Source organism: Chryseobacterium lactis (assembly GCF_003815875.1).
Classification (GTDB): domain Bacteria; phylum Bacteroidota; class Bacteroidia; order Flavobacteriales; family Weeksellaceae; genus Chryseobacterium; species Chryseobacterium lactis.
The window spans coordinates 3,580,127-3,593,387 of sequence record NZ_CP033924.1; the positions used below are offsets into that span (position 1 = coordinate 3,580,127).

At 32.5% G+C, this 13,261-nt stretch carries 12 protein-coding genes; 6 read left to right on the top strand and 6 right to left on the bottom strand.

What is annotated here, in order from left to right:
• Positions 1-208: 208 nt before the first annotated feature.
• The 5 genes from EG342_RS15825 to EG342_RS15845 form a co-directional block, all read right to left on the bottom strand.
• Positions 209-1,447: a primase-helicase family protein gene (locus tag EG342_RS15825; RefSeq protein ID WP_103294176.1), complete on the bottom strand. Its 1,239-nt coding sequence runs from the start codon at positions 1,445-1,447 to the stop codon at positions 209-211.
• Between the two features lie 76 nt (positions 1,448-1,523).
• On the bottom strand, positions 1,524-1,802 hold the full coding sequence (locus EG342_RS15830) for a helix-turn-helix domain-containing protein (protein WP_103294175.1): 279 nt from the start codon (positions 1,800-1,802) through the stop codon (positions 1,524-1,526).
• Between the two features lie 78 nt (positions 1,803-1,880).
• On the bottom strand, positions 1,881-2,615 hold the full coding sequence (locus tag EG342_RS15835; RefSeq protein WP_103294174.1) for a hypothetical protein: 735 nt from the start codon (positions 2,613-2,615) through the stop codon (positions 1,881-1,883).
• A 15-nt stretch (positions 2,616-2,630) separates the two neighbouring features.
• Positions 2,631-3,872 (bottom strand): tyrosine-type recombinase/integrase, encoded by a 1,242-nt coding sequence (locus tag EG342_RS15840; RefSeq protein ID WP_103294173.1) that lies wholly within the window; start codon positions 3,870-3,872, stop codon positions 2,631-2,633.
• 213 nt (positions 3,873-4,085) lie between these two features.
• Positions 4,086-5,162, bottom strand: a complete 1,077-nt coding sequence (locus EG342_RS15845; RefSeq protein ID WP_103294172.1) for an SMP-30/gluconolactonase/LRE family protein — start codon at positions 5,160-5,162, stop codon at positions 4,086-4,088.
• A gap of 302 nt (positions 5,163-5,464) precedes the next feature.
• On the opposite strand from EG342_RS15845, the gene EG342_RS15850 reads away from it, so the two are divergent.
• The 5 genes from EG342_RS15850 to arr all read left to right on the top strand — a co-directional run bounded on the left by EG342_RS15850 (position 5,465) and on the right by arr (position 11,251).
• A complete protein-coding gene (locus EG342_RS15850; protein WP_103294171.1) occupies positions 5,465-6,538 on the top strand; it encodes a sensor histidine kinase in 1,074 nt (357 codons plus the stop codon).
• Between the two features lie 63 nt (positions 6,539-6,601).
• The gene (locus EG342_RS15855) at positions 6,602-7,306 is read left to right on the top strand and encodes a LytR/AlgR family response regulator transcription factor (protein WP_103294170.1); all 705 of its coding nucleotides are present in this window, start codon (positions 6,602-6,604) and stop codon (positions 7,304-7,306) included.
• Between the two features lie 433 nt (positions 7,307-7,739).
• Positions 7,740-9,044 (top strand): hypothetical protein, encoded by a 1,305-nt coding sequence (locus EG342_RS15860; protein WP_246008636.1) that lies wholly within the window; start codon positions 7,740-7,742, stop codon positions 9,042-9,044.
• Between the two features lie 51 nt (positions 9,045-9,095).
• Entirely contained in the window at positions 9,096-10,424 is a 1,329-nt protein-coding gene (locus EG342_RS15865) for a hypothetical protein (RefSeq protein WP_103294168.1), read from the top strand.
• A gap of 419 nt (positions 10,425-10,843) precedes the next feature.
• Positions 10,844-11,251, top strand: coding sequence for an NAD(+)--rifampin ADP-ribosyltransferase (gene arr / locus EG342_RS25730; RefSeq protein ID WP_394338017.1), 408 nt, complete (start codon positions 10,844-10,846; stop codon positions 11,249-11,251).
• A gap of 59 nt (positions 11,252-11,310) precedes the next feature.
• On the opposite strand, the gene EG342_RS15875 is transcribed toward arr, so the two are convergent.
• Positions 11,311-12,252 (bottom strand): 3',5'-cyclic-nucleotide phosphodiesterase, encoded by a 942-nt coding sequence (locus EG342_RS15875; RefSeq protein WP_103294166.1) that lies wholly within the window; start codon positions 12,250-12,252, stop codon positions 11,311-11,313.
• A 356-nt stretch (positions 12,253-12,608) separates the two neighbouring features.
• On the opposite strand from EG342_RS15875, the gene EG342_RS15880 reads away from it, so the two are divergent.
• Positions 12,609-13,151, top strand: coding sequence for a hypothetical protein (locus EG342_RS15880; protein ID WP_103294165.1), 543 nt, complete (start codon positions 12,609-12,611; stop codon positions 13,149-13,151).
• Positions 13,152-13,261: the final 110 nt, after the last annotated feature.

Consider the following 13,261-nt stretch of genomic DNA (forward strand, 5'->3'; position numbering starts at 1 on the left):
ACGGGTTTGGTTTTGACTAATTTTTGATGAATTGATGAGAAAACCTTGTAATTAATTGAATTATCGTATTTTACATCCTCATCAAAATCTCATCATCTCATCAAACTTGAGATGTTTTACTCATCATTCTCTCATCAAAAACAAGGTTTCCAAAATTTGATGAGGCTTTTAATGAGAGATAACAGATTGATTTTCTTTTCATTATCTGTTAATTCATCATTTCATCAAATTTTTGGAGAATAAAATTTCTTTCTATTGTAAAATACCGCCCTGTTTTGTTCTGTTGGAAAAAACTTAAACCATAATCTAGGTCGTATTTGATATAGGCTAATGAATTGTTTTGAGGCTCAAGCTTCCAGATTTCCTTTAGGAGTTTTCGGACATCATTAACAGTCCAATAATTATTTCTGAACATTTTACCCAGCATACTGAAAATATCTTGCGGTACGCAATGAATCTTGCTGTCTTCTGTGCTTTCAAAAAATTCATATAGCAGTTCAGTGATCTTTGATTCGAGTTTATTGTTGTTTTTCCAAACCAATTTCTGAAGGGCTTTGGTTCTGATCTCGGAATCTGTGAACCACATTCTTGTCTCCTTCCGGCTGTGAAATGGTCTTTGGATTAGGTATCGAAGGAAATGGGGAATCTCATTGTTGAGATTGCGTAGAAATTCAGTGTTCTCGCTTTTGATTGATCTTACTTTAATAATCCAGAATCGGATCTCATTTTCATCAATCTGAATGAAGTTATCTTCATTGTTGGAACAGAGAATGAATTTTCCAAAGAATTCTACTTCTTCACGGTCTTTTCCTTTTGCCTCTTTCTTATCTTTATCAGTAGTGGAAAGGTATTTTAGGCGTTCGGTAATTTCCTTTTTGTCGAAGAATACTTCATCAATAGCAACAATCAACATCGATGTCCAATCCGAATTGAACTGACTGCTGAACGAATCTCCTTTGATGTAGGTCATATTAAGCCCGAAGATGGATTTCAGCCATTTAATGAATGTGGATTTTCCTGTAGATCTTTCTTTGCTTACAAGACAAAGGATTGGTAACATTTGTATGGGATATTGCAACAATATTTTAATATAGTCTAAACCCAGTTCCAACTGTTCTCCGAAAATATGTTCCATAAACTTCAAGGAAAATGGATTTTTTTCTTTTAAAGCTTCAAAGTTGATATTTTCTTCAACAGGCTGGTAAGGGATTTCATTATAAGTATTGTAGAATCCTTGAATGATCTGCTGGTATTGCAGATGGGAGGGGATGCAACAGAAGCCATCATACTTGGGAACTTTAGAAACATATACTTTTCCGTAGTCGCTGATAATGGTCTCCTTATTCCAGCGAACTAATATTGAGATCTTATCTCCGGAAATTAATGGTTTTTCAATCGTTTTATAGTACGTTGTTCCTACTCTTAGATAAGGAATTTTTTCGCTCATTTTAAAAAGATTTGCTTCCGTAAGGATGTTACGGAAAGGTTGAACAATAGTGATTCGGATAAACAAATGAGTTCGTCTATCTTTTATACTTTAGAGATTTGACATCGTTTAAAGCATTCATTAGATCCAAATGGCTGATTCGGTAGAATCGTCCGATTTGTTCCGCTTTAATGTTTCCTTTTAAAATGTGCGAGCGTACGGTCTGATAATCAAGTTTAAGAATTTCTGAACACTCTTTGATAGAGTACAGCTTCTTTTTCAACTCGATTTCAGGTTCTTTTTTAAGAGAATAAAGTATCTCTTTTACTTCCCCTAATTCATCAAGAATGGTTTGGAATGGATTGCTTGTCTGCATAACGATATTGTTTTATTTGCAGACAAAATTGTATGATTGGAATAACTAATCATACAATTCTACTCAATTGCGTAAAGTTTAATAGCTGATATTAAATAGTTTAGATAATTCCTGATAGATAATCTCTTCAAAATCATTGGGTTTCACAAGGACTGCTCTTGAAAATGTTCCTTTGTCAAAGGTGGAATTGTATTCATTTTCCATAGCTTCAATAATCCTGGTATCCTGAAAATCTGGATTAATAATATGATTGTCCTTCAAGAATCGGTGTATTCTGATAAAAGAAGATTTTTGATCTACAAGTAGATTGTGATTTTCATCAATGAATTTTTTGTCTTTCAAAAAATCAATGAAAATTTCTGAACTGTTTTCACCTATCATAATATCAGATAGGCGAATTTCTCTTTTTGTTTTGCTTTCTAAAGCAAAATATAGAAGAAGGGTAGCTTCAGCACCGTTGAGAAAATTCCCCTGCAACTTCATCATATTACTTGAACTTATTAGGGTGTTAGATTCTTTTCTGTATTGGCCTAAACAGTATTGGATCTTCTCTTCAAAATTATGATTTCTGGATGCGTCAATGTCTTTGAAGTGAAAACTGAAAAAATTATCCAACTTTTCGTACCGAATCAAAAACTCATTTTTCATTTTTTCAGTAAGAACAATTTTGCCAGCTTTCTGTTTGGCTTTGTCAATTCTTTTTGATAGCAACTTTTGAATTCTTTCTCCTCTGATCCGATAATAAATCATCATAGGATAACCTACAAATTCTTCCCAAAAGTTCCATTGTCCGTATAATTTCTTCTGATCCATAAACTAAATTAATAATTATTTAAAAACTTCGTTCATATAATTAACTTTATCATCTTCACTTGGTCTGTAATAGGCATTGAAGACCTCTAAACTCGTATGTCCTGTGTAACTCATAATCACTTTGTCCGGAACTTTATTGTTCTTCATTATCGTAATAAAGCTTCTTCGGGCGGTATGTGAAGATATTCTTTCCCAGAACTCAGTTTTCTTTTCGACAAGTTCATCCCCATACTTCATTGTCTTTTTGATATCCTCTGTGAAGTCCATTTTCTTGAAAACTTCTTTAATAAATTCATTCATCTTTTGATTGGAAATATTTGGAAGTTCATAATCGTATTTTTCAAGAATTGCTCTGGAAATACTGTTTAAAGGAATTGCCAAATTTTTGGATTTACTTTTCAGATCAATCACTCGTATAAAGTCTCCTTGAATATCTTCTTTTGAAATAGAGCTGTAGTTTCCAAAACGCATTCCGGTTACACAACCAAATACAAATAGATCTCTGACCCTTTCCAATCTCTTACTAGTGCTGAAATCATATTGATGGATTTTTTCTACCTGCTCGTAGTTAAGTGCTATCTCGTCCGTTCGGAACTTAGGAGGTTTTTTAAAATTGATAAAACCATTGTTGTAAGTGTATTTTTTGCTCAAAGTCCAATAAAAGAACGTTTTTAACAATCCCACGTTTCTATGGACGGTATTGGCAGAATGGTCTTTTTCTTCAATACAGTATTTGAGAAACTTATTATAAATCTTTTCATCGAAATTCCCTAAGCTTAATTTTAGTTTATATTCCTCTTGGAAATTCTCTAACAACTTTTTGTTATATTCATATCTGTTTTTTGTTGATTTAGATATTCCTTTTCCTGAATAATCATTTTCTTTTTCTTGAACAAATTCATCGTAGATTCTGAAAAAATCATCCTTTCTTTTGATCTTTTTAAATTCTTCATCAAATCGTTGTCTTATAATATCAATTGTTATCTCTTCTCCGATGTTCTTGTAACGATTGACAATTTCGGTGAAATAACCGATGTATCTATCGAGTTGTTTTTTTATACTTCTATGGCTCTCGGCTCTTTTTGTTCTTCCATTTAGATCGTTAGGTTGTCGGTTCTCGAAATCCCATTCTTCGGGTTTAATTTTTTCACCAGTAGAATAGATAAAATTCTTATTTTCATTTCCAAAATAAGAACGGAAGTAAATTAATGTTTCCTTTTCGCTGTTGGGTTCTTTAAGTTTGAAGGTAGAATTCATAAGGTGCTAAATTAGGTGCTAATACTTTCATAATTAAACATAAAAACAACTTGTTTTCATTGATACAAATATACTTAAAATATTGATAAATAGGATACTTATACAAAATTAGATATGTTAATTTTAACAAGGTTCATTTCCCTCACTCTCCGCAGAAACAAATGAAACCTACTGATTATCAGTAGGTTTTTTTTATTTTCTATAAATTTCAATTCAATTATCAAGATTAAAGCTTGATATCGTATGAAAGGCATCTATTTCTGTATTCTTTTCGCCTTGAAAAGTATCATAATTAACGACTAATAATTTGCCTTTATAGATAATAGTTTCACAAGGGTTATCCAGTTTTCCATCGGAACCGTCTGCATTGTCATTTTCCCAAATCAATGAAATGATATTGGTATCTAAGTTGAGTTGATGTACGCTGTTATTTTCATAATTGGCAATAAAAATTGAATTCCTTTTTTCATCATAAAAAAATCCATCACAGCATTTTAGCTCATCTGAATCGAAAACTATTGTATTCGATTTTACTTTTCCGTCCCTGTCAAATTCCAGTTTATGAATAACACCATCTCCAAAGTTTCCTGCATACAAATTCCCTTTTTTATCAAAAGCGATCCCGTCAATTCCTATCGTATATTTAGTAACTTCTGGTTTTAAGGTAAAAGTTGCAATAAGATAATTTTTCTTGTTAACTGAATCTAAAAGGATATTTTTAGCATTTAATTCCTTCAATGAGAAACTGTAAATTCCGCTTTCTCTTCTGTTTTTAAATAATGCATCTGTTATATAAACCCTGTCCTTAAACCACCTTACGGCTTCTCCAAAATTAAATCCTTCAACCAAAACTTCAGCATGTAAAGGTTTTCCGTCTTTTACAATAATTCTGATCAATCTTGAGAAATTTTCTTTTCCGGTAAAAAACTGATTATCCATGAAATATAGATTCCCATCGGGACCAAACTCCATTCCCATTGGATGTACTTTTTTAGTAATAGGATGCAATGGGAGTTTGTCAAACCAAACTACGGGTTTATCATTTTTATCAAAAGTGAGAATTTTGCTGCCATGTTTATCAAATGTAATTGGGTTTGTGATCGATAAATATAAATTTCCTTTTTTATCTAAAGCCATTCCGTCTGGTGTTTGGCAAGTTTCCCCCAGATCAGCAAACAGGGTTGGCTTGATGAGTTTAGAATTTTTATTGTAGGTTATTTCTTGTTTGCTTACTTGCGAAAACAAGTTTAAAGTATTCATTAGCATGAGAATAGCAAGTGTTTTTTTCATTTTTTTTAGTTTAATTATTTCTTTTTAAATAGGGTTTTTATTTTCGAATATTACTTAACAGAGCGGCCAATAGAATAATAAATCTGATCCTTTTGGTTATTTTAAGCGAATATAATCACGTCATTATGATCTTGTTTTGTGCACAGATGAAGAGCCCATTTGGGCATTCAAATAATAGATTCTTACATTTTATCGAATTCATATGCTGAAACATAGTTTTTATAAGCTAAAACAGACTATTCATATTAATTGGTGAACTTTATTTCTATATTTTGTTACTTTGCTGTCAATTAAAATAGGATATGAGTTTTATCAACAGAATTGACTTAAAAAGAATGGCTCTCCATTGTCTATACTGGATTTTATTTTTGCTGTTTTCTTTTTCAAATAAATCTGACAATGAAGATTCTTATGCATTCATTTTTATTTATTCCTTTAAAACTTTAGCACAAGCAGCTGTTGCCTATGGTTTAATCTATTGGATTGTGCCGGAAACATTAAATAAAAAAAAATATTTACTTTTTGTCATTTTTGCTTTAGGCTGGATTTATATTATTCTCGCTTTTTTAATGATTTTAAAATTTTATTATCTCGAACCCAAATTCCCAACTTTCTTCAATGATTGGCTTGGACATAAAATGACGCTTGTTGAACGTCTTACTTCGGGCAGTCTGATGATAAGAGAGTCCTCTTTTATCACATATCCTGCAATTATTTTAGGATTTATCAGTTTTAATCGCAAACAACAGAGGCTTTTAAAATTGGAAGAAGAAAAAAAATCAATCGAATTAAAGGTGCTGAAAAATCAACTAAATCCTCATTTTCTATTTAATACTTTAAATAATCTATATGCTTTAACACTAAAAAAAGACGATAGAGCGCCTGAAATAATTGCTAAATTATCTGAGATCTTAGACTTTGTTTTATACCGTTGCAATGAAGATTATGTTCCTATTGAAAAAGAAATAGCGCTGATTGAAAATTATATTGCTTTGGAAAAATTGCGTTATGACGAAAACAGATTGGATATTTTATTGACGAAAGATATTCAGGAAAGCAATAAAATTTCGCCTTTGATTGTATTGACGTTTATCGAAAACGCCTTTAAGCATGGTGTCATTAATGAAACTGAAAAAGCAACAATCAGACTGAATTTGGAAAGTAAAAAAGAACAGATTATTTTTAGTATTGAGAATACAAAACCTCAAAATGAACTGGCTCAAATGACAAACAAATCTAAAATTGGCTTAGAAAACGTCCGGAAACAATTGGATTTATTATATCCAAAAAGACATCAGCTGGAAATTGAAGAAACCCAGATGTTTTATAAAGTTAAACTTTGTTTGAAAAACCAAAACAGAAAAGAACTTTTATAAGACTGGCAACAGACGATTCAAAATCATTAAATTAGCTTTTAGAATTCAAACTACTTATCTTAAATGAAACATAGGTGTATTATTGTTGACGACGAACCTTTTGCGAGGGAATTAATCGCTTCTCATTTGGCTCATTTTGACAATTTTGAGGTAATAGATTCTTTTGAAAATGCATTAAAAGCATATTCTTTTTTAGAGCATCATTCTGTTGATCTTATCTTTTTAGATATTGAAATGCCTTTGATGAAAGGAAATGATTTTTTGAAAAAACTAAAAAACCCACCTAAAGTAATTTTTACAACTGCTTACAGAGAATATGCCGTTGAGGGCTACGAACTTAATGTGATTGATTATCTTTTGAAGCCGATTACTTTTGACCGTTTTTTTGTTTCAATAGAAAAATTTAAGCAATTTCAAACTCCCGGAAAAGAAAGTGATACAGCATCTGAAAGTCATATTTTTGTAACAAGTGGCAACAAAAATATTAAAATTATCTTTGATGAAATTTTGTATATTGAAAGCCTGAAAGATTACATAACTATTCATTTGGAAAATGGAAAATCACATCATGTAAAACAGAATATCTCGGTTTTTGAAAAGTTATTGAATTCTGAGTTTATCCGTATTCATCGTTCTTTTATTATTCAGACAAAAAAAATAACCGCTTACACTAAAAACGAAATTGAAATAAACTCTGTAGAAATTCCCATTGGAATTAGCTACAAGGAAAATTGGCTGAATTATTTAGAAACCTATATTCTAAAATAATAAAAACTCGAATCTCATTATTATTGAAGAGCCGGTTTTTGTGATGATGTGCTCGACAGTACTCCCTCACTCTTTTTTGAATAACATTTGTTGAGTTTTGTGCGAAAGCAGGAAGAGAAAAGCTCAGGTATAATCCGACAATAAATAACGCCCTTTTTTCATGGTAAGTTTATTTGTTTTTTAAGTAGAACCTTATTAAACAAATATAACGCAATTGTTATTGTAAATATTTCAATAATAATGGATTATGTTTTAATGTTATTTTAAAACTATACCAATGCTTCAGATTAAATTATCATATAATACGGTTCATCATTGTAAAATAAGATGCAGTAAATCAGGTAATTCCTTATATTAGCTTTCTAAAGCTATTTTAAAAGAATAGCAGACTAAGTAAAAAACGATTTACCTGACATCGGTAAATATCATAACCATGAATTTGACAATGAGGCAAACTATCTTGATATCCTTGTTTTTCTTGTTCGTACAAGGTATAAAAGGACAAACGCAATCTATTTCTCGTGACAGTATTTCTGTTTTTTTTGATGAAATTAAAATTACATCTGAAAAGAATACTAAACTTTGGGATAAAGAGATTTATGGTCCTACCATTTTAATTGACCCGAAAACAAGAGTGCTTTTCGCAAATGAACCGGATGAAGCAGGTATTTTAAAGTCTGATGGTAATGTATATACAGGAATTTTACCGGAAAAAATCAATATTGCAAATACAGCAATCGACTGGAATGGAAAAAGATGGGCAATGATCATGCTTCCACTTCCTAACGATAAATCTGACAGAGTCAATTTACTGGGACATGAATCATTCCATCGTATACAGCCTGCATTAGGCTTTACTCTTAATAATGATGAAAATAATCATCTTGATCAAAAAGAAGGAAGAATTTATCTGCGTTTAGAACTGGAAGCGTTGAAGAACGCAATCGGATCATCTTCAGAAAAAGAATTACAAGAACATCTGGTCAATGCGATGACTTTTAGGAAATATCGAAATACACTTTACAAGAATTCGGCAGGTACTGAAAATTTATTGGAATTAAATGAAGGTATAGCAGAATTTACAGGACTGATACTAAGCGGAAGAAATAAAAAACAAACCCGGTCATATTTTTTGAATGGAATAGATGGCTTTTTGAAAAATCCCACATTTGTCCGCTCATTTGCCTATTATACGACTTCCGTTTACGGCTACTTACTATATAATAAAGATAAAGACTGGAATAAGAAAATTAGTGCAAAAACTGATTTGACAAATTATTTTATCCAGGCCTTTAATATCAAAATTTCTGCTGACTTAAAAAAAGCAGTGGAAAAGATTTCTGGTCAGTATAATGCGCAATCCATTATTAAAGAGGAATCAGAAAGGGAAGAGCAGACAAAAAAACGTATTGCTGAATACAAGCTTAAATTCATTGATCAACCTCATTTTGAAATACAATTTGTAAAAATGAACGTTTCATTTGATCCTAGAAATATTATGCCGGTTGAAGATAAGGGAACGGTTTATCCAGCAATAAGGGTTACAGATGTATGGGGGATTTTAACGGTTGAGAATGGCGCATTGATGAGTCCAAAGTGGGATAAAATATCTATATCAAATCCCATTAAGATAGAAAGCAAAAAAATATCCGGTGATGGCTGGATCCTTGAATTGACTGATGATTATAAGATAATGAAAGATGAAAGAAGCGGCAATTATACACTGATAAAAAATTGATAGATATATTTATAGAGCATCAGTATTTAATGTGACAAAAAATACCATTTCATGAAAGAATTTACATTCAAATATCAAAACAGCAAAGGAGGTTTGTATGTATTGTTATCGTTTTTTATAATTCCTTTAGTTGTAATTCTGTTAAGTATTACATTAATGAATGATGTCCCTTGGAACTTTTGGATAACGATACCTCTTGGAATCGGAGCAGTCATCTATTGTATGATGAGGTTCATCAAAATATCAAGCGATTTCGATATCATTACCACAGACGAGGATGGTTTTACTTCGAAAAGCTATGGTCGTGTTCGCTACGAAGATATATCCAGTATTCCGCTACTCAATATTCTACAGGCTCCGCCACCTTCCATGAAGATAAAACTGAAAAATAGGAAAAAGCTGATCTGGCAGTTTAATCCTCAAAATAGAAAGTCGGCAGAAGATGTTGCTGCATTCATTGAATTCAGAAATGAGCTTATTAAAAACCTTGAACTAAAAGCTCAAGAGCTTTCAAAAGTAAATGGAGAGATTGATGGGCTTTCACATAATCTGGTTGTACAATTGCAGCGATCAAAAAGACGGGATTACAGATATTTCGTCATTCCATTGTCCGGACTGGCCGGTATATTGATCTTTGTCCGTACCTGCGGTACAGATTTTATCGAGAATAAAAGAAAAACTGAGGCAAGGGAATTTACAAATGCAATGTTTCAAATGGAATCTGACTATGAAAAAAATAGGCAGCAGGCAGAAAAGGTTGCAACAGACTATTCTTTGAAGTTTGGGCCCGTATCACTTTTTACGAACGATCCGCAGGCTGTGATAGAATTTGCCCCTGAAATCGGCGGAGATCCGTATGCTTCAAAAATAAATATTTTCGGAATAAGAAGGGTAGAGGACAATAAAATCCTTGAAGAATATATAAAACATCCCGATAGTGTAGCCTATCAAATGGCGATCATCAATAAACCTATGAAATTCTTTTCTGTGATGAGTAAAAGTATTTTTAGGGAAGACCGTGCAAATACGGTTCCTGTGTATTTAACCATATATAATCCTCATGAATCACTTCCGCAGTCAGGATTCCGCGGATCGAAAGATACTTTATTCAGACCCATCGAGTTTAATACTTCAATTGACCTTCCTCTTAAAGGAGAGATCAACAAGGATATTCTTAATACGATGGATTATGCATCAACCCGCTCGGTTCTCCAGAAATATAAACGTACATTCTTTTATATAGCCGCAAAAGAACAGGACGGAATATCTGCTGAAAGATTTCAACAGCTTAAAGAAATGGTGATTGCTGATTTTCAGAAATATGGGATACCCACAGATCAGTTTCAGGAAAGACGATTTAATGTAAGCGATAGTCATTAACAAAATCAAAAATCTGAAGTTATTGAGTAAATTTGTTATGGGTTAAAAATTGAAACATCAAGGATTAAAATAATTAAAATATGGAATTCTCACCATTCAATCATGTGGTCAAACTCTGCATTCAGGGAATGAGCATGGAAGAAAAAGATCATCACGAAGAAGCTCGTAAATTATTCATGCAAGGTTGGGATGAAGCAACAAATGATCATGAAAAATTTCTTTCGGCATACTATATATCCCGACATCAGAAAACGGTTTCCGACAAGTTAAAATGGCTTGAAACAGCGTTACAGTATGCTTTAAAAATAAATGATAGTACTGTTGAAAGTGCTCTTCCGGCCCTTTATCTGAATATTGCAAAATGCTATGAAGATTTGTCTGATCCACAAAAAGCAAAAGAAAATTCTGAATTAGCGGCGATACAGCTTAAAAATAATCCTTCCGATAAAGGTCCTTTTTATCATGGTACCAAAGCTGCTCTTCAGATTGGTGATCTGCTTGTTGCAGGAGGTAATTCTAATTATAAATCAGAATTCAAAATGAATCACATTTATTTTACAGCTTTGGTGAATGGAGCGGGGCTTGCTGCCGCTTTGGCAAAAGGAGAAGGTCGTGAACGGGTATATATCGTTGAGCCGACAGGAGTTTATGAGAATGATCCAAATCTTACAGATAAAAAATTTCCCGGAAATCCAACACGGTCTTATCGCTCACAGACACCATTGAAAATTATTGGAGAGGCCACGGATTGGCACAAACCAAATCCTGAAGAACTTCAAAAGTTTCGTGAAAAACTGGAGAGTAGTGAAGGGGAAATTATCAATTAACCTTTAAAAATAGAATCATAAAAATAGCGGCCTTCCATAATCTTTGGAAGGCCGGTATTTTATAAACTTATTTTTTTACCTTGTTCAGGGAAAATGTAATTGACTTTTAAAGGATTGTTTTTCAATAACTCCTTTTTTATAATCTCAGGATTGTCTCCGGTTGGTTTTCTATGGGTGATCACGATCTGTAACCCTTCCAGGTTCTTCTGACCTGTTTTTTCTTTAAGGTTTTCTAGTTCTTCCAGTAAGAGATTAGGCGTAAGATGGCCAAATAATGATTTTTCAGGCTGGCTGTTTGGGAAAGAAACCTCGATTAATATGGTAGTTAGTTGCTTTTTTTGTATTAACGGAGCGATGTTGTTCCAAAGGATATTAAGTCTATCAGACTTTTCAATTCGATCAGCTCCCGTATCTCCTAAGTAAAGCAGATAATTTTCGTTATTTCTCACCAGTAGGGCACTGCTTTTATAAGGATTCACATGGCTGAGTTCATAACCTGTTATAAAGAACGGAGTTTGAGGTGCAGGTATTTCTACTCCTTCCTGCAGTTCATTATAGTGGTATTTACCTAAAATCGGTTTCTGCCCCTGATCAGCAAAATTAATCCAGGTATCGTTGATGAAGTAATGATTTTGCAAAATCTGAAGTACCGGAGCTATACCGAAAATATTTTTTTTAGAATCTGCCGGAGAGTTGATAATAAGTCCTGATACATGGTCCAAATGACCGTGTGATACAAAATATCCTTTGATCTGATCTTTCAGAACAGTTTCTTCTGATCCGTTGAGACTTTTCAATTGAATGGCTTTTCGAATGCCTGTATTGATGGTACCCGCATCAAGACAAAGATATTCATTCCCTTTTGGTGCTCCTACCAGATACGCCGATAGGTTATCTTCCTGCTCTCCTCCGTATATACCCAATGGAATAATATCAAAGCTTTGTGCCTGGCAGACAGTATGTACAATGAGAGCAAATAAAGAAACTGCTAATTTTTTCATAATATTTTAAACTAAAATCAATCCTTTACAGAATAGGACAGGGCAAATTTACATTATTTATGGCGATAAGATTTTAATAAATAGTGAATATTGACCGCATATAAATCAACCTTCCCGGTAAATAAGGAAGGTTGAAGGGATATGAATGGTAAATTAAAATAGATCTACTTGGTATTCAAAGCTAGACATTAAATTTTCGTTTTATTATGACTGGAATCATATTCACAAATATTTGAATTATTTTTAATAAACATTGAAAAATGATTTTCTTCTTCACATGATATATTTTACGTCACCTTTATTTGCCAGGTTAATTTTAATATCTTTAATGCCTAAATCATTAAAAATTATTCCTCATGAAAATAAAACCTTTAACATTATTTTTAACTGTACTTTTTCAATTGTTAAGCGTAACAGCATTTTCGCAGAAAACAGCAGACTTACATTCTTTATTAAACAAAAATTCTGAATTTATTTTTCCACAAACCCCCGATAAAATTTCAAAAGCACTTCATGCCAAAACTATTTTTTATGAGGATGCCAACGATGAAAAATATGCAAAGTGGATTACGGCAACAGGGCTGGAATTGTATTGCAGCCTTGGGAAAAATAATGTGATTAACGAAATGTCTTTTGATGTACCAGACCATAAAGTTTTGGCTATTGAAGGGCTACCTTATGGGCTTGTTCTGAATAAAACGACATTACAACAAGCCAAAACGACATTCAGTAAATACAATACTAAAACTCAAAAACTTGGTGATGACAGTGAGTTTTCAGGAGGTTCAAAGCTGGTTTTTAAAAAAGGAAATCACTATACAATCTTGCTTTTTGATGCCAAGAATCTTTTGAAATCTATAGGAATTACAACAGAACTCGTTGATCCTGCAGCCAATTAATATGAATATTTTTTACATTTTATCATGTTGAACTCTTTCTCCTATTGAAACGAATTGAAAATTTTAAAAATAGAATTCAAAACAAAATCCATCTAGCGCTAGATGGATTT